We start from the raw sequence: 21,113 nt of genomic DNA on the forward strand, positions 1-21,113 counted from the left end.
TTTATGAGTCAGCCTTTTTCAATTTACCAAAATCTTTTACCCCATAAAAGCACAAATATTCAATAATGATATGGAATACTGTAACAATAAAGGAAAAGCGTTGTCGTTCTTTTTGTAATACGTGATCATTAAAAATGGCGTTGTATAAGATGCCAAATATAACCCTGAATCCTATTCAGAAAAAACAAACACATTATGAGAAAAACGATTTTATTAGCAATTTTTGCCTTGGCAAGTTTTACTTCTTTTGCCCAAATAGGCCCTGGTTTTGGTATAAAAGCCGGATTGAATTATAGTGCCAATGGCGATTATTTCAATTCTGCCGAAAATGCATATGAAGATCCTAGTAGAAACATGGGCTACCATATCGGAATTTTCGGAAAAATAGGAAATCGCTTGTACGTACGACCCGAATTGGTCTATACCAAAACAAAATCAGATTATGATGGTGATAAATTCGATATGAGCAAGTTGGACCTTCCAGTATTGGTAGGGGCAAAAGTAATTGGCCCATTACATATTTTTGCAGGCCCTGCATTTCAGTATATATTGGATACTGAATTTGAAGGAATAACCACTGAGGATGTTGAAAATGACTTTACGGTTGGTTTTAATTTCGGAGCAGGTGTAAACTTGGGAAAATTTGGAATCGATTTACGATATGAAAGAGGTTTCAACAGTAATGAAGTAAATTTCATTAGTACAAACATAACCGACCTGGAACCTAATAGGGTTGATACCAGGCCTGATCAAATCATAGTTAGTTTATCCCTTAACCTATAAAGGAGAAGAACGTTCCACAAAAAAATCCCCGATGGTCGACCATCGGGGATTTTTTTGTATTGAGTTAAAAACTTTCTAATTGTCAGGATCCAGGTAATCCGGCGTACCGTCATTATCGGTATCCGGATATGGGATAATGATATTCCCATCGTCATCGGAGATTTCTGTTTTTGTGGCTATACCATCCCCATCATCATCCTGATCAAAATAATCTGGAAAACCGTCTTCATCGGTATCATCATTACCAATATCCAAATCCCCATTTATATCTTCCTGAATCGTTGGTATCCCGTCTTGATCGTGATCGGATTCTTCTACCCTAAGAACATTGATCTTAAAAATAATAGGCGCATAGGATTCACCCACCGTACTACTTGAAAAATAGGCCAATCCTGAAGGAATGAACAACAGTCCTACTCCAGAACCCTCAACTTCAAAAGTACCATCTTCATTTTCAACAACGTCCCCTCCGGAATTGAACAATGACAATCCGTTTTTAAATCCGGTAACGGTGTTAACCAAATCCAACCAAACGGGTCCTCCGGTTTTGCTGTCAAAAACACTTCCGTCCAAAAGGGAACCCTCGTAATTCAAATACAACGAATCAACGACCGTTGGAGAAACACCAACACCTTCCCTAGCAGTCAAATAATATAAGGTGTGCTCAACATCTTCTTCCTCAGTACTAAGGTTAAAATCATCGGAGTCTACATTGACCTTGATAGATTCCACCTGATCGATCAAAGGAATCTTATCCGAATTATCACCAGCAATCGTATCCAGTCTTATCGTATAATCGAAACCTTCCGATTTTGCGGCAAAATCCTCATAATTGTAGAAATGGGTCTCTAAATATTCCCTGATCTCGGCATCATTTTCTATAGACACTTCACTCAAAGAACTAGTTTCAACCACTATAACCTCATCCTCATCATCATCTTTTTTACATGACCATGCAAGAAATACCATTAAAAGTATTAAAATACTGTTTTTCATTTTCTCCAATTAGCAATTTAAGGTCGCAAGATACAATTTTATGTATTTTTGCAGAGTTCCTTAACAAAGAATTTTATTAGACTATGCGTATTGACAAATACTTATGGCATACCCGATATTTCAAGACCAGGAATATTGCCTCCACTGCCTGCAAAAAGGGGCAGGTTAAAGTAAATGGACAGGCAGTAAAACCTTCTAGGGAGGTTTACCCTACCGATGAGGTCATAGTACGCAAGAATCAAATAAACCTACAATTCACCGTTTTGGATATACCCTCGAGCAGGGTCGGCGCCAAATTAGTGGATATCTATAGAAAGGACACCACCCCTAAAGAAGCCTTTGAGAATGAAGAGCTATTAAAATACTCAAAAGCATATTACAGAAAAAAAGGAACGGGTAGGCCTACCAAAAAAGACCGTAGGGAAATCGATGATTATCTGGATGATGAATCTGAATAAAGCATATTGGGATAAAAAATACGACCAGAACAAACTGGTTTGGGACCTTGGTCATATCTCACCCCCACTTAAAGCTTACATTGATCAATTGACCGACAAAAACACTAATATCCTCATTCCCGGGGCGGGAAACGGTTATGAGGTAGAATATCTATTCAAGGCCGGTTATACCAATCTACAGGTTGTCGACATCTCTGCCCATCCCCTGAACAACATAAAAACCAGAATACCTGATTTTCCCGAAGACCAATTGATACATTCAGATTTTTTCGAGTTAAAAGACATGGAATTCGACCTAATCCTTGAACAGACCTTCTTTTGTTCCTTGCCCCCTGAACAGCGAACCGACTATGCCAAGAAAATGTATGACCTGTTAGCTAAAGACGGAAGATTGGTCGGATTACTTTTTGACCGTTCATTCATAGATGGCCCTCCGTTTGGAGGAGGCGAGGCAGAGTACAGAAACATCTTTGAAGGTGTTTTTAAAATTAAGACTTTAGAAACGGCATTTAATTCGATTAAACCCAGAAAAGGTAAAGAACTGTTCTTTATCTTTGAAAAGTAAATTCAGGACCATGCAGAACAAAATATTATCCCATCAAAAAATACAGCATAAAGTACGACGCATCGCTTATCAAATATACGAGGCCAATGTTTCTGAAAAAGAAATCATTATAGCGGGCATAGAAGGTGGCGGATTAAAATTCGCGAAGAAAATACAACATGTACTTCGCAGTATTACCGAGGCTGAAATTACACTCTGCAAGGTTTCGATGAACAAAAAAAATCCGTTGGAAGGTGAAGTCAAAACATCCATAGACCAAAAAGACTATAAGGACAAGTCCGTTGTATTAGTCGATGATGTACTCAATTCAGGTACAACCTTGATCTATGGCGTGTACCATTTCCTGAAAAGCCCCTTAAAGCAATTAAAGACGGCTGTATTGGTTGACCGTAACCACAAAAAATATCCGGTCAAAGCTGACTATAAGGGTATATCCTTATCAACCTCATTACAGGAACATGTTCATGTTCAGTTTAAAGCAAAGGACGATATGGTCTATTTAGACTAAGAGTTGCTCTATCTCGTTAACTATCGCGGCTATACTTTTACCATCACTTAAGATAGAATGGTGCGCCTTTGAATAGAAGAAACTGCGCTCAAAAAGATGTTTCCCAATAAATTCAGGCAATTCCTCGTCCGGAATATTCGCGATCAAGGGCCTATGGGCCTTTCCTGGGGCCAATCTTTTCAAAAGCCCTTCAATAGTAAGTTTCAAGTAAAAAACATTGGGAGAAGCCTCGATAATCGCTTGCATATTATTCCCATAACACGGAGTACCCCCTCCTGTTGAAAGTATAAAGTTATCGGTACTATTTAAAATCTGTTTTAGATATTCAAATTCTTTTTTCCTGAAAAAAATTTCGCCCTTACTTTTAAATAGTTCGGATATACACATACCTTCCTTTTCCTCAATATAAGCATCCAAGTCTATAAACTTAACATTCAACTGTTTGGAAAGGGTCTTGCCTATTGTTGACTTCCCGCTCCCCATGTATCCGACCAAAACTATCTTCACGATTTTTAACTATTTTAAGTTGTATCAATTGCTATTGATTTCAAAGAAAACTAAAATTTATTTAAAATAGGCTTGTTAAATAAACAAATGATCTTATATTTGCAGCCGCTAACGAGGAAACTTAGTAAGCATTTTAAAACATTTTGACCTGGTAGCTCAGTTGGTAGAGCATCTCCCTTTTAAGGAGAGGGTCCTGGGTTCGAGCCCCAGCCAGGTCACTTAAAAAGCCTCAACAATTAAGTTGAGGCTTTTTATTTGTTCTTAAGTTCCCCTTTTGGTTTTTCCTTATCCCCAGATATAACAAGAATTCTCCAAGGCATAAGTCATAGCTCGCCAAAACCAGGCGTGATTTTTTAATCGCACTACGACCTAGTTACCTGAAATCCGGTATTGGATAAATCTATATCTACAAAACGTGCACGGTCATTCAGAGGGTTTTCATTGAGCAATTTCCTGATAATCCCTGCCGCATTAGGGTCTTTTGCGATAATATACAAATACCCACCACCACCGGCACCGGGCAACTTGTATGCAGAAGCATAATCTTTTATAATATCAATAAGTTTATCTATCTCTGGAGGGTTTATACCTCTATCCAATTTCTTTTTTTGTTCCCAAGTTAGGGCCACACAATCGCTGAAATCTTCAAAATTCGCACTTTGCAGAACCTTAAACGTTTCGAAAGCATGCTCTTTTATATCCTTAAGGATTTTGGTGTTCCTTGATTCATTCAAGAACATCCCTGTAACAATTTCAGAAAGTATATTCTTAGCGGTTCGTGTTATCCCTGTATAATAAAGTAGCATACGGGCTTTATTCTCAGGCTTGGAAAATATAAACTCCGGGGCCCAACTGATATTCGGTGTCTGATTACCTCCTTTTTGGGTTTCTATAAGTTTAATACCTGGCAAAATACCCCCGAATTGATCTTGCCAACCTCCTCCAGTTGTCAACAATTGCTCTAAAACCAAAGTTCGTTGGTTCAGATCGTTCTGATCCCATTTCAATCCACAGAAATCTGATAAAGCCCCTAACACTGTGGCCGATAATATAGAACTAGTACCAAGCCCAGAACCCTTGGGAATAGCTGCCAGCATGGTAATCTCAATACCGGAACCGAACGCCTTTAAATGTTCTTCAAGATTTTTAAATGAACTTTTATCATTAAAGCCAGATAAAAACAAGGCGGCTTTTGGTATGGAAAATGCAGAACCTACCTGCTTGAAACCTGAAATTTCCTCGTATGTGGATATATCCTCACGAACGCCAATATCAATGGAACGTAAAATAACCTTATATTCTTTCGATGGTTTAATGTACACTTGCAACGGAGGCTGACCATTTAAATTAATGGCCATATTTACGACAGCTCCGCCATAGGCAATACTATACGGCGGGGTATCCGTCCAGCCACCAGCAATATCTATCCTCACAGGACTTCTTCCCCAGACAATTTGATCATGAAAAATATTCAGCTTGGGTTCCGGTTGTTCGTAGCCCAAACTGTCTACAATAATATCCCCTAATAAATCGAAGGCCTTTTGCTCTTCGATCGTATTGTCCTGATTTAAATATTTTTTGATTTTTGCCTGAAACATGAACTCTTGCATTTGCTGAAACGTATTGTCAAATGAAAGATTGGGCTTTAAATCTATTTTATTCTGCGCTACATGTTGGGCTATATAATTTAAGTCGGACTGATAGAAAACGCTTTTCGTATAATTACTATGAAGCTGAACAATATTCTTGTTCCTGAAAAGTTCGCGTTGATCATACAAGCGACTTAATGAGGCCCTTTTAGATATATCATTGGCCGATAATCGCTCACAAGAAAGCCATAGTGACAAAAGCTCCTTGTTTTTACTGGGGTTTATCATCCAAGTAAGTAATTCTCCAAATGATCCATTCAGTTTTAAAACCGGGAAAATTGCCGCCGCTTGCAAATCTGTATCTTCAGGAAAATCCAAATCAGGGAATGCAACACCACGATGCAAAAGCCAATTAGCAAAACTTTCTCCCATCCAAACGGTAGAGTCTACATTCAAGGGCCCTCGAAAAGCATCAAAAAAACCATAAGGCCGTATACAATAAGAATCACCATCAATTGGTACAATATCCAAGCATACACCAGTAGGCAGCTTTAATTCCCAATTGTTTTCAGGAACCCCTGTAATAATATGTTCAGATTGCAATTCCCAATTTTCACCTATATACGAATTCTCGATCCACAAATTTCTCTGGTCCGGTCTCAACTTGATTTTTATATCCGCATTTTGAACGAACATAGATGAATGTGGTTTATCATCTTTATGTAATATTGACCGTTGGTCTATTATCCTATTTTGTATGGAAAGGGTTGAAGAAATCAGCTCCCTACTGGTTCCAAAATGGTAAAACTCCCCCTTTGGCAACGGCAGTATCGAAATTTTCAAATCATTTATTTCTGGATTCTTCCCTTCGGTATGGCTACCCATGTTAAGCCCAAAATCACTGTATAAATCATAAAAACTCAAGTTTTCCGGCGTCAACAACCGCCCGTTTTGCCCTAAGGAATATCCCGAATGTTTCAAAAGCACATTTACGGCCTTATCACTTAACACCCAAATACCGATATCCATCAGAAACAATTGATCTTGCGATAAATTTTTCAAAATTTTGGGCGAAGGTTTCTGGAGCATGTACAACAGTTCCTCAGAAGCATTTTTATTACAGACGAAAACTCCGTGATTCGTTGCCAATTCCGCATTGGCCCATAGGCCGTAACACACAATATCAACATTTGGCAATTCTTTTATGTTCTGATCCGATTGGATATAGACATCCCCACTGGCAATAAGGGTATTTAAATTCTTGGGGGATTTTTGTAGTATTTTTTCATACAGTGGTATTTGAAGATCTAATAGGTTTTGATTTATTTTTTGCCCTCTCTCCCACCTAAAAACGGGTATGGGCGTTAAAATTTTCCCCGACGGTGCATAGGCCGGCAAACGTCTACTTTGCCCACCGGCATGCATGATGATACGTTTCTCTTGTTTTAACCATTGATTAAAGTCGGTTTCGGAGTTTTTCCACATCTCTTTTAAAAGCCATGCCGTGCCCCCGCCAGAACCTACATGACTGCCTTCAGGGTCAGATGCACAAAACCAAGATTCTTTGTCTTTGTCCTCTATTTGGTGAAAATAATTTACAAGGTTTTGAGGTAATGATAATAGTTTTTTCATGGTTTTGGTCCGAAAATATAAACGTTTGGTTTAGAACACAGTAAAAGCATTATTGATTATCAAAAAAATTCAAAGGGTTTTACCCATGTTCCTTTTGTGCATTCTTAGGTCGATATAAAAATAATCTTTGGGCATGTCCACATCAAGTTAAGGTTAATGCATTGAACACCCAAAATACTTAGTTCCCGAAGTTATATATTGGGATCGATATTCACAAGCGATATTGACCATACCATCCACTTCTAGAATTTTCGAAAAAAGAACGGATAATAAAAACGCATAAATAGACCATATGTTTTACTCCAAAATAATTATATCTGGGGATTCCGATAAAAACAGTCAATTGTTTTATAAATGTACTTTTTAATTGCTAATAATGGTTAAGCTATGATTCTGTTGTGGACATTCCCAAAGATAAATGCCTTAAATTAATTAAACAGCATCATGGATGCTACCCTACTTAAACACCTAAGTTAATTATCCTTTATTTAAACTATTAGGTACGCTGGTACGCTGGCCAGAAACTATTGATAAAGTACATACCTAGGTGGCTTGACCCCATTTAACCTCATATAAACAAGCATTTGACCCCGATGATGGGTTATATAATCGGCCAGTAACAACAAAACCTGTCTTTTGGTTCTGGTTAATCCAAAATAGTCTAGGCGTCATCAAGTTATCCACATCGTAGTCCATGATAAACCTTATTGTCTCCTCGAATGTTCTTTCAATTGATGAAATCATTTCCTTTTCAGACTTTTCCCCACCTTTAAGTTCGGTAAAGGCATCCCAATCTCTGGCCGCTAGGCCTCCCAATAAGGATTTACTATGCCAATCCATCGCCCACCCAATATGCATTAAATTCTCAGTGAAACTCATTGATTCAGGTGTTACCCTATATTCGTAGTTGTCCTCTGGTATCGATTCTGCCACCAGAAGAAAATACTTTTTTTAAATTTTCCAGACGATCCAGATACTCTTCAATTAAAACATCTTGTTGGGCAAATATTGATAACGGTACCAGAGCGAACAGTATCGGCAGGGCTAAAATCATATTCAGTTTCATAATCCTTTGTTGGCTTTAAATTCTGTTTCGGTTCGCAGAGTAAGTGTCCTTTCCCAGCCCCTATTTGAACTTTAGAGAGCCGGACCAAGACTTTTCTCGGGATACGTTATAGGCAACCGGTTAATTCAGTTGACAATGTATGGCAATATATATTTTTCTAAGATCAATTCAGGTTGTTGCGTTTTTCCGTTTCTATAATTTCCAGATGTTATGACAACGACCATTTCCAATTTGGGAAGCACATAAATATATTGTCCACCAGCACCTCTTGCCTCCTTTGATTTTATTGAAGTTCCATTATATTGATATGTATAATGCCACCATAAATATCCGTATCCATTTTTATCGTTGGTATTTTCTAAAACACGGTAATTTTTAAATGAATCCTGTATCCAATTTTCTGACAAAATTTGCTTTCCAAACAACTTTCCTTTATTAAGATACAACTCTCCGAATTTCATCATATCCCTTGGTGTCAAATACATTCCGCCTCCGAAATAAGGTCGACCTGTCATATCGGTTTGAACAATGTAATTTGAAATTCCCAATTTTTGAAATAAGTTTTTGTCCATAAACAACTCCAAAGGTTCTGCAACAATGGAGTCTATTGCAACTCCAAGAAGATATGGGTTTGCTGAACCGTAATTGCCGTGTTTGTTGGGTTCATTGATCATTGGCGCCTGTAAAATAGTTTTTGTCCAGTCTCGGGTAGGTTGGTAATTATCCTCTGACGCCAAAGATTTTCGTTTAATCCCAAAATCGACAGCATCCAAGCCCGAACTCATCGTTAACAGGCTTTTTATGTCTATTTTACTTTTTAAGCTGTCTTTGTTGATATGGTATTCTTTAGGTAAAAACTCAAAAATGGATTGGTCAACATTCTGAAATAATGATTTGTCTTTTGCCATACCAACTATAGCGGACGAAATACTTTTTGATGCTGAACGCATATCGTGGGGAATTTGCGGATTGTAGCCGCCAAAATAGTTTTCATATAAAATACTGCCTTTTTTAGAAATTAAAACAGCATGCGTATTAGGTAGGGAATCTTTTAAAATGAGTGATTCCATTTCCGTAAGCTGAAGATTTCCGTTATTTATATTTGTTGTAAATCCACCTATTTGCCAATCGCTTGTAGATTTTTTTAAGTCCGTCTGCATAACCAAACCATCCCCTAAATAAATTCCTAATTGAATTTTTTGGGATAATAGTTTTCCTTTAAACTTCAATCCTGTTTTGAAATCGACAAAAGAAATACTGTCATTTTTCTTTTGGAAATTAGCACACCAGGTCCCAGTAAAACGATCATCACCAAAAATTGGATAAGCTTCATAATTATTACCCGAGCCATTTTCAACACTCAAATAGAAATTAAGTGATTTTAACCCATCGACCATAAGAAGGTTCCAAACCCCTATAAAAGTACCGTTCCCAGATTGAGTGAGTTTTATATGATAAAGAAGCATACCTGACTTGATAAACCCGTTAATTTCTTTACCATTTTCAGATAAGGCACCTTTAAAAGAATGATTTTCGGCAAAAGGTATTTCCAATATTGGAGTGCTTGTTGAACCAAAAGAATAATCAATTATACTTTTGTTGTTGAAAATTTCAAAGCTTGCATTTTCAAACCCTAAATTTCTGATTTCCACCTTAAGATTGAATAATTTGGAATTTTCCATTTCTCCTTCCCAACCACTTGTATATTCTGCCATATTTTGGGCATTGGTTGAAAATGAAAAAAGAATGATAAGCAACGCTATCAGGTTTTGGGTTCTCATTTTTTTGATTGATGATTTACTTTACAAGACGTAAAGTCCCATTTTTTGTTACAGTTTCGGCCTAAATTGCACCTAATGTTACTGCTGTCGGTTGCATAGTTTGGCACTTAACTAGGTGTGTACTTGCAATAAATTATACACAACTTAGGTTGATCCCCAATAAATTAATGGTATAGGTAGCAAGAAGGATTTATTTACCTTTTCCCTCAGTTCTTTGTAGTATACAGTTATTCTCCTTCGAAAAAATCATTATCAAGTTCTTTAACTTCATAGGTAGTTTTAACCTGTACACCAACATTGTAATCATGCATTAAGTCAACTAATTTTGCTCCATCATTTAAAATTATTGAGTGGTGAGCTTCTCTGGATTTTCTTATAACAGCATCATCAAATGATGATGTGGTTATAAAAACTCCCTTACTGGTATCTCCACTCATTGCTCCAATAAAGTTTCGTATATCTTTTTCACGAACTTTATTTTCATTATATCGTTTTGCTTGGGTATATATTTTTTCCAATCCGAGTTTATCTTCATTTATTATCCCATCTATTCCGCCATCATTTGATTTTGAGGTTTCGATAAAATCGCCGTAACCCATCTTTTTCAGAAGAATAAGAATTACTTTTTCTAAATAATAAGGATCAATTTCTTTTAACTTTCCTAAAAGTTCAGTTTTGACTTCGGCTTCAATAGTTGTAAATCCAGAATCAATTAAATCTTGAGGAGAAGAATTTTCCACATCAACTGTTTCTAGAATTACTTCATTTTCTTTTTTAGTTTGAACAGATGCTCTATGATTGATAAAATCAGGATCACTTTGAAGTTCACTTAAAGTCAAATTACCTCTTTCTAAAATTTGTTTTCCTTTATCTGTAATTTGCACAAAGCCTCTTTTTGGGTAAGATAAAAACTTCGCCATTTTGAGATAAGATTTACCCCAAAGTATTCTATCAAGTAAAACGTTTGCCCCAGACCTTGTCTTTTTTTTTCAATAGTTCTTTTGGTAAATCCGAATAGTAGTTATGGCGGACTCGAGAAGCTAGTTCACGACTATTTAATGATTCAACAGAATTTAATATCTCTAAAACTGGCACAAATGTTTGGTGATATTTTGGTAGTTCCTTTTAGTTTATTCTAATTATGTACAACTTGTTTATATACGTGTAAAACACATCTTTATACACTTATATTGCCTTTAAACAGTTAGAAAACCCATTGTTTAATTTCCTTTTTCATCTTACCCTAAAGGTTTTTATTCGTCATAAAAACCATTCTAGGTAATGCTTTCCCAAGATAAATATTTTTAAAAAATTAGCGTACTGAAAAGCGTAACGGCAGACACCTTATTTTTCTTTGCATTGTTTTCTAACAGAAGAATATCCTTGTTGCGTATTTGTAGGTAAGCGGTCTTTGTTCTGCCATGCTTTCAACCCATGTAAGGGCTAACTTATGGTATTCAGATTGCCTTGTGGCGTACTACGCGTAACAATGGGAATATAAGTATAAAAAGATTACGATACGCGCACCATTAACATTAATTAGAGCCTTTGTAAATTAAGTTTTCCAGATTTATTTCCCCAATTTTTGAAGTCAGCCCAGCATCGGAATACAGTTCCATAATAGGATCCAGTAAATGATAGGTGTATTTTGGAGCATAAATCGTGGGATTCTCAGGTCGGAACCCTTCATAAACGACCTTTACTTTTACCACCATCTGCGGGTTCTTTGTTTTATCGTTTATCAAAGCTTCGGCCGCGGCCGGATCCATTTTAAAAAGCACCTCAGCATTTATATGTTCCACCTGTTGTGTTTTATTCAAGATTTGCTGCCCATAAGGTGTCTTGGGAAGAAACTCAAAAAAATAATTATCCCTCGTACTTCCAAAATCCATACTATAACTAGACCTCCTTTTGGTAGGAAGTTGCACCCAAAATCCATTTTTATCGAAATCATAGGATCCTTTGAACTCCAGCGGAACAACAAATTGAAAATCTTCCGTAGCGTCCTCAAAAAATGTTTGGGTCCATTGCCGTATTTTATCTAAATACTTTTCTACAAATGCCACATATTTTTCATTCTCGGTAAAATCATCGGCATATTGCCCTCCCCATTTAGATACAACGGGAGCATTACCGTTGCCGTTGCGATCATTCATGAAATATTCCTTTTTCAAGGCATCCGTACCCATTAAAAATGCAAAATTCATTAGGTAGCCTTGTGCCATATTGGATTTGACCTCATCTTCTACCAAGGGTTTACTAAGGGGGGTGAGGGCCGTTCTGTCCATTACCTTAAAATGATCCTTTAGGGTATGCATTCGTGCCAATAACAAAAAAGCATTATAACCCATTTTCATTTTTACTCTTTTCTCATTGACCTCGGGAGTCGATACGGGCATTTTCGGATTGTTGGGCATGGTATAAAAATTACAGGAACCGAATCTTGGGAGCCCCTTAAATTTTTGAACGTATATATCATGAAACGCCGGATCTGGCGATTTATACACCAAATAATCCGATTCATTAAAAGTGGTTGTCGATTGCGGTACGGTAGTAGGCGGTACAACTTTGTTTTCATTGGTTTTAGCGGTTCCCAATTCTTTTGCCCCCTCCTCTTTCTTTGTTGTACCCTTATTTCCGGTAAAGATATCATCTACCTCTTTATTGGCTTTCTCGGTAAGTTTTTCTTCTGCTTGCTGTTTCAGCTTTTTAAAAAACTGGGCATTGACCCGGGGTGCCATTATAAAGAACAATATTCCCATTACCACCATAATTGTACGACTTTTTCCCATCGATTAGTTTTTAAGATTTGTACTATTAATATCTATCTCTCCCATTTTATCGGTAAGTGCCACGTCCTTATAAATTTCAAGGATCGGACTCTCCAGTTCATATTCCCATTTTACAGAGGTTGTATTGTTGGGCTTGGGATTTACAAGCACCTTGAAAACTACATATACCGGTGACCGAGGTATTAACTTGTAGGTCTTCGCCTTATCGGCATCCATGGGCAAGAATATTTTTTTGGCCTGATGTCTTATTGCTTTTTCGTTCTCGGTATACGCCAAAAAATTGGACTGATGTAGAATGAAGTCCCCTCCGATGGAAAATAGATTGCCTATCCAATACCCCTTTTCCTTAAAATCATATTTTTCGCCCACCAAACCCTTTGCCACATAATAGGCGACCTCGCTATCATTGGTATAAAACGATTGGCTCCAATTTTTAAGGGTATCGAAGTATTCCTTTACAAAGGTGGCATAGCTACGGTTCTGGGCAAATTCATTTGTAGACGTACCGCCCCAATACGAAACATGCAACCTCTCCCCTGCCCGATTGTAAAAACTACAGGGTGATGGTGCTTCGGAATCACAAAAATATTCTTTCAATTTGTCCTCCGATAGGGTTTCCCCAGCAAGAATCCTTAAATTATTTTGGGCAAATTCTGAATTCTTTTTGGCAAGGTCGTCTACAGTATTTTTATGTTTGGTCAATTTAGACCGATCCATATCCTTAAAAGTATCCTCTAAAAATTTTAACTCTAAAAGGGCTTTATAGGCCTTATTGGTAATCAAGGCATTTGATCCACTTTGAAAATTGAGTTCACCATATCTTGGCAAGCCGTTATATGCCTGTATTACAATATCCCTAAAATCTTTGGAAGGTGCCTTGAACCTTAAAACCTCTTGGTCGTGAAGACTTGGGTCTACCTTTTTTACCTGTGTTTCCGTTGGTGTTGTTTTGGTATCGGTCCCTGTTTTTACATTATCGTTTACGGTAGTTTTCGTTCCCCCGCCTAAAAGTTGGTCCGATTTTTCACCGGCGACCTCCACCACCCTATCCTCTACATTCTTTTTTAGTTTTTTAAAAAACTGGGCATGTACGGCGCTTGGTGCCATGAAGCCCATTATGGCAAAAAGTAGTACAAAACGTGCTTTTATATTTTTAATTTTCATCATTGTCTATTATCTGGTTTTGGATACCATGGTGTTTATGTCAATTTCACCTACTCTATTGGTAAGCGCATCATCGATATAAATTTCAATAAGCGGACTGTTGAGGGTAAAGGTGGTCTTTAGCTGATCGGCCCTATAGTTTTCCAGTCCGTTCAGCTGCCCCGTGACGTCAAAAACTAAAAACAGGTACTGATAGCTTTCCGAAAAGGTCTCCGCTTTTTCAGGGGACATTTTCAACAGGATGGATGAACCGTTGGGATGCACCAATTTTCTTTCCGACGAATTACTGGGCTGAAGGCCGAACCACCTCAACAAAAAGCCGTTGTTACCAAACTCACCGGTACGTAACCAGTAGCCGCCCTCTTTAAAATCGTAGGTGCCCAAATATGTTTTGGCCACGTAGTAACCCTTAATTTCATTATCGGGATACAAGGTTTTTGCCCATTCTTGCACCAACGGAAACTTTTCTTTTACAAACGAGGTGTATGCCCTCAACTTTTGAAACTCCGAAGCTCCCCTTCCGCCCCAATACCTTATATTTCTAGGCTCATTGTAATACCCCTCTTCAGGGAATACCCTGCCACAAACCTCTTCTTTTATATTGCAGAAAAATTGAATCGCCTGTTCGGCGGTGCAAAGGGCATTCGCCAGGGTGAGCACGTGCTGCTGTGCGGTGTAGGATTTCTGCTCCTTGTCGTACATGTTAGGTGTACGCACGGTGAAATAGTCTTTATCCATCGCCGCGAACATATCTTCTTTGAACCGTATCTTTAAAAGTTCGATAAAGGCATGTCTGCTGGCATTGTTATGACTGAATCTTTTATCCATTTCAAAATAGGACGCTTCGTTGTTCTTTACATAGCTACCGTCCGATTTGATATAATATCCATCTTGGAGGCCAAACCGAAGTTTGCCCTTGTGGGTCTGTAGCGACAGGTCTATAAAACTTGAAGAAGGAGCGGCAAAAACTTTTTCTTCCCCTTGTCCCCAGACCGAAAAATGTACTACTAGCGGTATTAGAATGATTAGGAACTGTTTCATAATTTAATTGGTTAGGTCTGCCAGAGACAAAGTTTTAAAATGTTGTGTCAGTGCCTCGTCCGTATACAATTCCAAATCGGCACTTTCGTGGGAGTAATTAAATTCTATGGCCTTAGAGACTGACTCCATGGGCTTGTTAGACCGTTTTACCTTTATTTTTTTTACCGCATACAAGCGTTTTATGCCTTCTTTTTGAAACCGTTCTGCCGTTTGTTCATCTATGTGAAGTAAAAATTTCAGGGTCTTACTCCTATCTACCGAGTTTTGAAGTGCCTCCTCGAACGGTTTCACCGGTTTAAAGACCACTTGTTTTCCGATGCCCTGCTTTAAGGAAAAAATGTTGTTGAGTATTAAAGAATGGTATGCGGTATATCCCTTTTTATCAAAATCATAATTACTGCCAATATTCAGCATAGAAACGTGGTAGCCGACCAGTTCATCGTCTTCCATTACATTTTTGCTCCAATCTAAAAGTGGATCTAAACAGTGATCCACAAAAGATGTATAATTACGAAGCCGTTCAAATTCGTTCTTGCCTTGGTTGGCATTCTTACATTCATCTGCCAAGCACAGGTTAGGTGCCACCTGACTCCGTAAAAACCGCTGTAAGGAGGCGGAATTGGATTCTTTTTCGGACATATTGGAGGTCAATGTGGTTAACCGCTCCCGATCAAGGTCCTCCATAAACGGCTGTAAATATTTTAAGCTGACCAATAGCGAAAGATTACTTTTGCCCGTAGTTACGAGCTTGTTTTTCTCCATACGTTCGGGGGTTTTGGCACCACGATCTGATCCGCCAGCACGCATCCCCTGTCTTTGCCCACCAGTTTGTTCCCGATACATATTCGGTACCCCAAAACGTGGCAAGCCCTTATGGGCCTGTAATGTGATGGAAGCAAACTTATCGGAAGGTGCTTGGTAGGCCACCATCTCTTTATCATTTATAGACTGTGCATTACCAGAAAGCACTCCCAAAAAACACAAAACAATCAACAAACATGACCTTACCATAACTTTTCCCTTTATAGGTTTAATCCCAAGTAATGGTCCCATCCATGGTTAAAATGGTATCATCATCGGTGTTGATTACCGTAGTACCATCAAAAGTGACGCTCTTGCCCTCAAAATCAATTGCGAATCCAGCGCCACAGGCCGTAAAAAAGTTTAGATAGGGCGAAGTACAAGCATGCCTGTACTCTTCACCATCTTTTACGATGGTCATGGAAATACTTTTGTCGATATCAGCTGAACCTCCGGTAGAAAAATCTGCGGCCACAATAACAAATCCGTTTTGGTCATCCTCATAAACAAGTTCGTCATCGACCACAGAAATATTCTCCGACAAGAGTATGACAGATTTATCGGTTCCTGTAAGGGAGGCATTTGCAACCTCAATATTTCCAACGGATAACGAGGTTCCCAATTCCGATGTTTCATCTCCTGACAATGTAATATTGCCACGTGACTGGTAGGAAGCAGCTCCCTCTTCATTGCCGTCATCAGACCCACAACCAAAAATGAGGAACAAGGTTGAACAGTACAGTAAATTTTTAATATTGTTTTTCATTCAGTTACGTTATAATGTGGTTTAATTATACCTAAACTATCAATTACAATCGGTTCGTGCCATAACCAATTATTCTACGTATTGATTTTTCGCTTTACCGTGGCATTTGTTCTGATATTCGTAAAAACTGGTGTAACAGCCGATTAATAGAACAAAAAGTTTAAATTTGAAAACAACCAACCTTATAGCATGTCCCGACCAACTCAAAAAAAGTATTGTTTTTTACTTATCTGTTTGGTACATTTTTTTGGCACCTCTCAGCAAAATAAACTAGACTCCTTAAAGAACGAGTTACAAACTCACACCTTAAAAGATACCATAAGAGCAGGCCTGCTTATTGAGCTAGCGAGTGAATTGACCTATTCTGAACCCAATAAGGGATTTTCATTGATAGAAGAGGCCCTTGCAATTTCTAAAAAAAATACATGGATTAAAGGTGAGGCCTTGGCCCAACGCCAAAAAGGGAATTTACATTATGTTTTAGCGGATAATTTAAATGCCATGGACGCCTATCAAAAGGCTTTGGTGCTTAGTAGAAAAATACCGGACAAGCAGCTCGAAGCCAGTGTTTTAAGTAATTTAGGGAATATCCATGCCGATTTAAAGGAATACGACCGTGCCCTAGAAAATTACCGTGCCTACCTAGAAACGTCACAGGCAATGGGCAACAGGGCGGAAGAAATCAAGGCACTTTCCAATATCGCCATTATCTACAATGACACTGAAAATTTTGAAGAGGGTGTATCTTACTTGAACAAGGCTCTAACATTGGCCAAGGAAGAGGGAAACGATTTGTTCATAGCGGCCATTACCAACAATTTAGCCTTGGCGTATAAAAATTTGGGGGAGCACCAAAAGGCTCTTTTCCACTATCAAGAAGCTATGGCCATGGCCCAAAAAATAGGCAATAAATATATTGAGGCATCCGCTCTGAACAGTATAGGTAAAATAAACGTACTGCTGAATAACTATGCGGTAGCGGAAACATATGCCAGCAATGCGCTCTCCCTTTCCAAAGAAATCGGGGCCGTGGAGTGGGAAGCTGATTCCTGGGAGGTATTGAGTAAGGTTTATGAGCAAAATGGTAAAATGCCCGAGGCACTGAATGCCTACAAAAAACATATACAATTAAGGGACAGTGTACTAAATGAAGAAAAGAAATCGGAATTGACCCGTAAGGAAATGCAGTTTCAGATGGAGCGTCAGCAAGCGGTGGCCAACGAAGAAATTAAACGGCAGCAACTGGTGAAAAATATTTATTTGATAGGGGCCATTTTCTTTGTGTTGATGGCCATGTTCGGTTATTATATCTACAAACGTAGACGGGATGAGTTGGAAAAAAAGAAAACCGCCGAATTCAATGCCAAGGTATCGGAGACGGAACTTAAGGCCTTACGGTCCCAAATGAACCCTCATTTTATTTTTAACTCCCTCAACTCCATAAGTGATTTCATTTCTAAAAATGATATTCGGCAAGCAGATGACTACTTGGTCAAATTCTCCAAGCTCACACGAGCCATTTTAGAAAACTCAGAGAAAAAATCGATCACTTTAAGCGAGGATCTTGAACTAATGGAACTATATATGCAGATAGAGACCATACGCCTACAAAATAAGTTGCACCATCAAATTACGATCGATCAAGATATTGAGCCAAATAACACCCTGGTTCCCCCATTAATTTTACAGCCCTTTATCGAAAATAGCATTTGGCACGGTATCGCCCCTAAAAATGGAGATGGCCACATAGACATTAAAATCGAAAAAGAGGGGGATATGCTTAAATATGTTGTGGATGACAATGGTGTAGGACAATCTAAAAAGAATGTTCGTGGGAAAAAATCGAATGGATCTTTTGGCATTAAGATCACAAAAAGTCGAATTGATATTCTGAGTCATATAAAAAACAAAAAAGGATCTGTTAATTTGATGGATAAACCCGAAGGGGTGCGCGTGGAAATAACACTTCCTTTAGAACTTCAATTTTAAAAAACAGCATGTTAAAAGCATTAATAGTTGACGATGAGCAACACTGCATTGATCGCCTGGAAACGTTATTACGATCCAGTACGTACAATATAAAGATTATAGCTTATTGTAAAACAATTGATGAAGCCATAAAGGAAATTGCCAGCCGTACTCCAGATATTCTATTTTTGGATGTACAATTAGGAAACGGGACCGGTTTTGACCTTCTTTCACAATTGGACCATATAGATTTCGAAGTGATTTTCACCACATCTTATGACAAATATGCACTAAAGGCCTTTAAGTTTTCTGCCTTGGATTATCTATTAAAACCTATAGACAATACTGACCTCGACAATGCCCTCCAAAAGTTACGGCAACAAAAAAGCCTGAAAGAAACATCACAAAAAATAGATATCCTATTTCATAATTTTAAAGAGAGCAACCCGTCCTCTAAAAGAATCGCTATTCCTACGGTGGCGGGTTTTACAATGTTGGACACAAAACAAATCATAAGGTTTCAATCGGATGCAAACTACACCCATATCCATACCTTGTCCAACAAAAAGATAACCGCATCAAAAACCATCAAGTATTTTGAGGATATTCTAGATGATAATACGTTTTTTAGAGTCCATAAATCCCATCTGGTCAACTTAGACTATATAGAAGCCTACACCAAAGGAAAAGGAGGGCACATAACCTTGTCGGATAAAACCAGAATAGAAGTTGCCGTAAGAAGAAAGGACGAACTGATACAGAAACTAAGGGCCTAGCACCCCATTTAGAAAAGAACTACACCCTTTAATCCCATATTTCAGGTCTATCAATTTTCATTGCCCTTAAATACGAAAGGAACTGGCCTGCGTGCACCGATTCGTGATATCCGATCCGCAGTAAATATTTTCCAAGGATTTTCCTATCTCCATTCCCAGGGTGAACGATTTCAGTTTCGTTTAATTCCGTATCCAAAAATCGTCGAACACTTTCTAAAAATGTATTTCTATAGGGTTCAGCAAATTCAAGTTCGTCAGCAACGCTAATAAATGGTCGATTTTTCCAAGGCGTTTTATAATTTGTCATATCCCCTTGATTAATAATGATATTCCAGCCATAATCAGCCTCCAAAACGTGCCTTACCATTTCTATGGCAGTCATTGCTTTTTCGTCAGGTTTCCAATTATAATAGCTCTCAGGAAGTACATTCCAAAGTTTTATGCTTCTTCTTCGTATCTCTGTAAAATTTAAAATTATGAGTTCGGATTGGGTCATTTTCTTTGTTTTCGAGAATGTCGTTTTACATTACAGCCAATGGTAAGTATAAAAATAGTAGCCGACTTAGTAGCACTTTCCCGTCAAATTACATAACGATTAATACAGGCTACAACCGTTTAATTCAGTACTGTTTCAACTATTATTTCCATATATAGTGCCTGTTAAGTTAAGAAAAAAAGTGCATTTTGGATCTTGCCCATCGGGAAAGGGATCGCAACTTTAGGTGTTCAGGAAAAAAAGGTGTTTAAAGGCTAAGAACAAAATAATAAGTAACTATACCTAAATTGGGCTAAGGCCTTTCATAGGAGGTTTTGCCCATAACAGCTGATACAAAAACAGAAGAATAAAATAAAAATGATTCTTTGCATATGTTGCCTAACGTAGCGCTATGTGATGTCCGTGTTATCTATAGAAATATAGTAAAAGCCGTTGAAGGTTTTCGACGTTAATGGAAATTAAATCACGAGTGCAGCGTGCAAATAGTTGACATAAGTGTTATCTATACAGATAGTTATGGATGTATTCATCCAAAACCCCTCCCCTTATCCCATAACGAACTGTCATAACGCTGCGATGAAGTGGCTTATAGGAATCTGTTTTTTTCCGGATAGCGGCTTGTGTAACGGTTACTTGTATTATGCATTGTTTAATTCACATATTCAATTAAATCGTGTTTTTTATTTATTAACGTTATTATTATATATAAATAGCTTTCTATTTCAAACAGGAAATCAAGTATTATATCACTTTTTAGAAATTGAAAACTATCTCTCTTTATTAATAATGAACTATGTTTTAGGTCTTGTGGATTAAATCGTTCTATTATAGAGTTTTGGTGAACAATATCATTTCGTAATTGATTCCATACAAGTATTTTTTCAAAATGAGCATTTTCCGCTGATAATAGTGGTATGACTTGATCAATCAGAAATGAATTATATCTATTTATTAGTGCACCTGATTTATATGATCCTAAGGTTTTTCTGGGATTTAAATTCGATTCACAAATTTTTGATATCTTTTTCAAAGTATATTCGAAATAAGAGTAAATCCCAACCAGATTTGATTTCAAGATATTATCTAAGAAGTAATTCAAATTTGAGTCAATATTGAATTGCATTCGCATATCTAACGCTACCTCCGTATCTTCATTGGAAAGGTCAATTTGAATAGCCTTGTTATCTTTATCGATTTGCTCAGAGATAGATTCTATAAAATATTTAAATCGTCGGATGGTAATTATTATTCCGTCTACTTCATTTTCATTACAACTATTTAATTGTTCTGAAAATGAATTTTTAAAATGTCTTGCTTTTCCAAAATTCATTTTTTCTAAATAATGCCTAACAGATAAGTATATGTAAAGTAGCGCTGAAAAAAAGCCGTTACTTTTTGGATGATACACCAGCCGTATTTTTAAT

General features: G+C 37.7%; 20 protein-coding genes and 1 tRNA gene. 7 read left to right on the forward strand and 14 right to left on the reverse strand.

Features of this window, described 5'->3' with window-relative positions; genetic code table 11:
• Positions 1–195 precede the first annotated feature (195 nt).
• Positions 196–783 (forward strand): outer membrane beta-barrel protein, encoded by a 588-nt coding sequence (locus R3X28_RS11255; protein ID WP_154366558.1) that lies wholly within the window; start codon positions 196–198, stop codon positions 781–783.
• Positions 784–858: 75 nt separating this feature from the next.
• Here R3X28_RS11255 and R3X28_RS11260 read toward each other — a convergent pair whose 3' ends face one another.
• Entirely contained in the window at positions 859–1,779 is a 921-nt protein-coding gene (locus R3X28_RS11260) for a hypothetical protein (protein ID WP_317664352.1), read from the reverse strand.
• Positions 1,780–1,862: 83 nt separating this feature from the next.
• Between R3X28_RS11260 and R3X28_RS11265 the strand changes: the two genes are divergently transcribed.
• From R3X28_RS11265 to R3X28_RS11275, 3 genes are read left to right on the forward strand one after another with little or no spacing between them, the layout of a single operon-like run.
• On the forward strand, positions 1,863–2,237 hold the full coding sequence (locus tag R3X28_RS11265; RefSeq protein WP_154366554.1) for an RNA-binding S4 domain-containing protein: 375 nt from the start codon (positions 1,863–1,865) through the stop codon (positions 2,235–2,237).
• Entirely contained in the window at positions 2,221–2,802 is a 582-nt protein-coding gene (locus R3X28_RS11270; RefSeq protein WP_317664353.1) for a methyltransferase domain-containing protein, read from the forward strand. The genes R3X28_RS11265 and R3X28_RS11270 overlap by 17 nt, the downstream gene beginning before the upstream one ends.
• Before the next feature lie 10 nt (positions 2,803–2,812).
• Positions 2,813–3,310, forward strand: a complete 498-nt coding sequence (locus tag R3X28_RS11275; protein ID WP_154366552.1) for a phosphoribosyltransferase family protein — start codon at positions 2,813–2,815, stop codon at positions 3,308–3,310.
• On the opposite strand, the gene R3X28_RS11280 is transcribed toward R3X28_RS11275, so the two are convergent.
• On the reverse strand, positions 3,302–3,817 hold the full coding sequence (locus tag R3X28_RS11280) for a shikimate kinase (protein ID WP_317664355.1): 516 nt from the start codon (positions 3,815–3,817) through the stop codon (positions 3,302–3,304). The genes R3X28_RS11275 and R3X28_RS11280 overlap by 9 nt on opposite strands.
• Before the next feature lie 145 nt (positions 3,818–3,962).
• Here R3X28_RS11280 and R3X28_RS11285 point away from each other — a divergent pair.
• Positions 3,963–4,035: transfer RNA gene (locus R3X28_RS11285), tRNA-Lys, on the forward strand.
• A gap of 144 nt (positions 4,036–4,179) precedes the next feature.
• Here R3X28_RS11285 and R3X28_RS11290 read toward each other — a convergent pair.
• The 10 genes from R3X28_RS11290 to R3X28_RS11330 all read right to left on the reverse strand — a co-directional run bounded on the left by R3X28_RS11290 (position 4,180) and on the right by R3X28_RS11330 (position 16,449).
• Positions 4,180–7,038 (reverse strand): bifunctional fucokinase/fucose-1-phosphate guanylyltransferase, encoded by a 2,859-nt coding sequence (locus R3X28_RS11290; RefSeq protein WP_317664357.1) that lies wholly within the window; start codon positions 7,036–7,038, stop codon positions 4,180–4,182.
• 524 nt (positions 7,039–7,562) lie between these two features.
• On the reverse strand, positions 7,563–7,664 hold the full coding sequence (locus tag R3X28_RS19375; RefSeq protein WP_411556608.1) for a DinB family protein: 102 nt from the start codon (positions 7,662–7,664) through the stop codon (positions 7,563–7,565).
• A 269-nt stretch (positions 7,665–7,933) separates the two neighbouring features.
• Positions 7,934–8,104 carry a hypothetical protein gene (locus R3X28_RS19380; protein ID WP_411556609.1) on the reverse strand — a complete coding sequence of 57 codons (171 nt, stop codon included), beginning with the start codon at positions 8,102–8,104 and terminating at the stop codon, positions 7,934–7,936.
• 125 nt (positions 8,105–8,229) lie between these two features.
• Positions 8,230–9,885, reverse strand: coding sequence for a serine hydrolase (locus R3X28_RS11300; protein WP_317664361.1), 1,656 nt, complete (start codon positions 9,883–9,885; stop codon positions 8,230–8,232).
• A gap of 227 nt (positions 9,886–10,112) precedes the next feature.
• Complete coding sequence (locus R3X28_RS11305; protein WP_411556612.1) at positions 10,113–10,832, reverse strand: restriction endonuclease; 720 nt, start codon at positions 10,830–10,832, stop codon at positions 10,113–10,115.
• Positions 10,833–11,420: 588 nt separating this feature from the next.
• A complete protein-coding gene (locus R3X28_RS11310; RefSeq protein WP_317664364.1) occupies positions 11,421–12,677 on the reverse strand; it encodes a hypothetical protein in 1,257 nt (418 codons plus the stop codon).
• A 3-nt stretch (positions 12,678–12,680) separates the two neighbouring features.
• Positions 12,681–13,844, reverse strand: a complete 1,164-nt coding sequence (locus R3X28_RS11315; protein ID WP_317664366.1) for a hypothetical protein — start codon at positions 13,842–13,844, stop codon at positions 12,681–12,683.
• A gap of 6 nt (positions 13,845–13,850) precedes the next feature.
• Complete coding sequence (locus tag R3X28_RS11320) at positions 13,851–14,882, reverse strand: hypothetical protein (protein ID WP_317664368.1); 1,032 nt, start codon at positions 14,880–14,882, stop codon at positions 13,851–13,853.
• A gap of 3 nt (positions 14,883–14,885) precedes the next feature.
• Positions 14,886–15,893: a hypothetical protein gene (locus R3X28_RS11325; protein ID WP_282054148.1), complete on the reverse strand. Its 1,008-nt coding sequence runs from the start codon at positions 15,891–15,893 to the stop codon at positions 14,886–14,888.
• Between the two features lie 19 nt (positions 15,894–15,912).
• Complete coding sequence (locus R3X28_RS11330) at positions 15,913–16,449, reverse strand: hypothetical protein (RefSeq protein ID WP_154366536.1); 537 nt, start codon at positions 16,447–16,449, stop codon at positions 15,913–15,915.
• A gap of 189 nt (positions 16,450–16,638) precedes the next feature.
• Between R3X28_RS11330 and R3X28_RS11335 the strand changes: the two genes are divergently transcribed.
• Entirely contained in the window at positions 16,639–18,438 is a 1,800-nt protein-coding gene (locus tag R3X28_RS11335) for a tetratricopeptide repeat protein (protein WP_317664369.1), read from the forward strand.
• Positions 18,439–18,446: 8 nt separating this feature from the next.
• Entirely contained in the window at positions 18,447–19,193 is a 747-nt protein-coding gene (locus R3X28_RS11340) for a LytR/AlgR family response regulator transcription factor (RefSeq protein ID WP_282054151.1), read from the forward strand.
• A 28-nt stretch (positions 19,194–19,221) separates the two neighbouring features.
• On the opposite strand, the gene R3X28_RS11345 is transcribed toward R3X28_RS11340, so the two are convergent.
• Both R3X28_RS11345 and R3X28_RS11350 read right to left on the reverse strand, forming a co-directional pair.
• Positions 19,222–19,689, reverse strand: a complete 468-nt coding sequence (locus tag R3X28_RS11345) for a DinB family protein (RefSeq protein WP_317664370.1) — start codon at positions 19,687–19,689, stop codon at positions 19,222–19,224.
• Between the two features lie 649 nt (positions 19,690–20,338).
• Entirely contained in the window at positions 20,339–21,097 is a 759-nt protein-coding gene (locus R3X28_RS11350) for a hypothetical protein (RefSeq protein WP_317664371.1), read from the reverse strand.
• Positions 21,098–21,113: the final 16 nt, after the last annotated feature.

Source organism: Maribacter sp. TH_r10 (genome assembly GCF_033101095.1).
GTDB lineage: Bacteria > Bacteroidota > Bacteroidia > Flavobacteriales > Flavobacteriaceae > Maribacter_A > Maribacter_A luteus.

What these genes read in the sequence shown, in the direction of transcription:
- R3X28_RS11255 (WP_154366558.1), top strand. Translation starts at nt 196, where the DNA reads ATGAGAAAAACGATTTTATTAGCAATTTTTGCCTTGGCAAGTTTTACT.
- R3X28_RS11260 (WP_317664352.1), bottom strand. Translation starts at nt 1,779, where the DNA reads ATGAAAAACAGTATTTTAATACTTTTAATGGTATTTCTTGCATGGTCA.
- R3X28_RS11265 (WP_154366554.1), top strand. Translation starts at nt 1,863, where the DNA reads ATGCGTATTGACAAATACTTATGGCATACCCGATATTTCAAGACCAGG.
- R3X28_RS11270 (WP_317664353.1), top strand. Translation starts at nt 2,221, where the DNA reads ATGATGAATCTGAATAAAGCATATTGGGATAAAAAATACGACCAGAAC.
- R3X28_RS11275 (WP_154366552.1), top strand. Translation starts at nt 2,813, where the DNA reads ATGCAGAACAAAATATTATCCCATCAAAAAATACAGCATAAAGTACGA.
- R3X28_RS11290 (WP_317664357.1), bottom strand. Translation starts at nt 7,038, where the DNA reads ATGAAAAAACTATTATCATTACCTCAAAACCTTGTAAATTATTTTCAC.
- R3X28_RS19380 (WP_411556609.1), bottom strand. Translation starts at nt 8,104, where the DNA reads ATGAAACTGAATATGATTTTAGCCCTGCCGATACTGTTCGCTCTGGTA.
- R3X28_RS11300 (WP_317664361.1), bottom strand. Translation starts at nt 9,885, where the DNA reads ATGAGAACCCAAAACCTGATAGCGTTGCTTATCATTCTTTTTTCATTT.
- R3X28_RS11310 (WP_317664364.1), bottom strand. Translation starts at nt 12,677, where the DNA reads ATGGGAAAAAGTCGTACAATTATGGTGGTAATGGGAATATTGTTCTTT.
- R3X28_RS11315 (WP_317664366.1), bottom strand. Translation starts at nt 13,844, where the DNA reads ATGATGAAAATTAAAAATATAAAAGCACGTTTTGTACTACTTTTTGCC.
- R3X28_RS11320 (WP_317664368.1), bottom strand. Translation starts at nt 14,882, where the DNA reads ATGAAACAGTTCCTAATCATTCTAATACCGCTAGTAGTACATTTTTCG.
- R3X28_RS11325 (WP_282054148.1), bottom strand. Translation starts at nt 15,893, where the DNA reads ATGGTAAGGTCATGTTTGTTGATTGTTTTGTGTTTTTTGGGAGTGCTT.
- R3X28_RS11330 (WP_154366536.1), bottom strand. Translation starts at nt 16,449, where the DNA reads ATGAAAAACAATATTAAAAATTTACTGTACTGTTCAACCTTGTTCCTC.
- R3X28_RS11335 (WP_317664369.1), top strand. Translation starts at nt 16,639, where the DNA reads ATGTCCCGACCAACTCAAAAAAAGTATTGTTTTTTACTTATCTGTTTG.
- R3X28_RS11340 (WP_282054151.1), top strand. Translation starts at nt 18,447, where the DNA reads ATGTTAAAAGCATTAATAGTTGACGATGAGCAACACTGCATTGATCGC.
- R3X28_RS11345 (WP_317664370.1), bottom strand. Translation starts at nt 19,689, where the DNA reads ATGACCCAATCCGAACTCATAATTTTAAATTTTACAGAGATACGAAGA.